Source organism: Okeania sp. (assembly GCF_983059655.1).
In genome coordinates, this window is the sequence record NZ_CEZPJD010000030.1 from 22,810 (window position 1) to 24,500 (window position 1,691).

Genomic DNA, 1,691 nt, shown 5'->3' on the forward strand with positions numbered 1-1,691 from the left:
TAGATGCTGAGGAGGTTGCTGATAGTTCAACTACTTCGTCTTTAGATGCTGAGGAGGTTGCTGATAGTTCAACTACTTCGTCTTTAGATGCTGAGGAAGTTGCTGGTAGTTCAACTACTTCGCCTTTAGATGCTGAGGAGGTTGCTGGTAGTTCAACTACTTCGTCTGAGTTGGAAGCATCAGAAATTTATGCCTCAGTGGAAAAAGAGAAATTACAGATAGTAGAATCTAGTATTAACTATGATGATATTCCCGATCCTACTCAAATTTCGAGTGGGTTTGATAATAGTTGGTTAAATACTGACTATAGTACGGAACAGGAGGATGAAAAGATTGATAGGACGACAGAAAAATTAATAAACTCTGGAAATGATAATGATATAGGTAGTGAAATCACTACACCAGAATCCATAGATTCGTCAGTAGAAATAGCTCAATCGATTGATACTACTGATGAAAATTCTTCACTAAGTTCATCATACGATGTATCTAATGATAATGTTAAGATAGATATTTTGATTGATAGTTTAGCCTGGACTAAAGAAAAGGAGCAAGATTTTCTAGAACAAAATTATAATCAAAAAACACGTCAATTTTTAACAACAGAAGAATTATTTAATTTCCATCAATATTTAGATATACTGCTTAAGGTTACAAAGGAAAGTAAGAGTCAGGGATGGAAGCTTAAGCAACAAAAAGATTATTTAGAATATAGTCATAATAAAGAATCTTTGGAACAGCTCAGTGTAGATGAATTACAAAGCTTTTTGGAATATTTAGAAGTATTTGGTAAAACTACCAATGAAATTAAACGTTTGGGTTGGAATTCAACAAAAGGAAAAACTTATCTCAAAAAGAAATATGGAGAGGAAGGGCGTACCCGTCTTTCCTATGATAAATTGCAAGATTTCTTACAACATTTAGAAAAATTAGATACGCCCTAAAAACTTAGTGAGAATCAAGCAAAAGTTGGTTAAGAATTAGAAGGGTTACGGTTATAAACTTGATCAATTAAACCGTATTCCACTGCTTCTGTAGCTGACATAAAAAAGTCTCTTTCTGTATCTTCTACAATTTTTTCTATGGGTTGACCTGTGTGATCTGCTAAACAGTCATTCAGGTATTTTTTGAGGTATAAAATCTCCCTAGCTTGAATTTCAATATCTGTGGCCTGACCTTGTGCCCCACCTAATGGTTGGTGAATCATAATTCGGGCATGGGGTAGGCTCATTCTTTTGCCTTTTGTTCCTCCACTGAGAAGAAATGCTCCCATGCTGGCAGCTATTCCCATACAAATAGTACAGACATCGGGGCGAACGTGCCTCATAGTGTCATAAATACCCATTCCTGCACTGACCGATCCACCAGGGGAGTTGATATACAGATAGATATCTTTTTCTGGATCTTCTGAATCTAAATATAATAATTGGCCGACGATTAAGTTGGCCAAGTCAGAGTCTATGGCTTCTCCTAGATATATTATGCGATCGCGCAGCAGTCGAGAGTAGATATCGAAGGCTCTTTCTCCACGGCCAGATTGTTCAATAACGGTTGGAATCATAATTTTTAAGTCAATTGGCCAAAATATTGGTACTAATTAATATATCTTAGCGATCTAGGAAGAATATGAGCAAATTCCCAAAATTTGAGAGAATTGAATTTAGATTTACTGAGTGCATCTCAATTTTAAA

1 protein-coding gene and 1 pseudogene are annotated in these 1,691 nt (G+C 35.7%); one reads left to right on the plus strand and one right to left on the minus strand.

Annotated features, from left to right (window positions below; all coding sequences use genetic code 11):
* Positions 1-944 (plus strand): annotated as a pseudogene (locus tag AC3DU7_RS03725) (hypothetical protein); the annotation flags it as partial.
* Between the two features lie 29 nt (positions 945-973).
* Here AC3DU7_RS03725 and clpP read toward each other — a convergent pair.
* Positions 974-1,561 carry an ATP-dependent Clp endopeptidase proteolytic subunit ClpP gene (clpP, locus tag AC3DU7_RS03730; RefSeq protein WP_488038017.1) on the minus strand — a complete coding sequence of 196 codons (588 nt, stop codon included), beginning with the start codon at positions 1,559-1,561 and terminating at the stop codon, positions 974-976.
* Positions 1,562-1,691 lie beyond the last annotated feature (130 nt).

Bases quoted from the DNA above. Each gene is read 5' to 3' on its own strand.
- clpP (WP_488038017.1), bottom strand. From the start codon at position 1,561: ATGATTCCAACCGTTATTGAACAATCTGGCCGTGGAGAAAGAGCCTTC.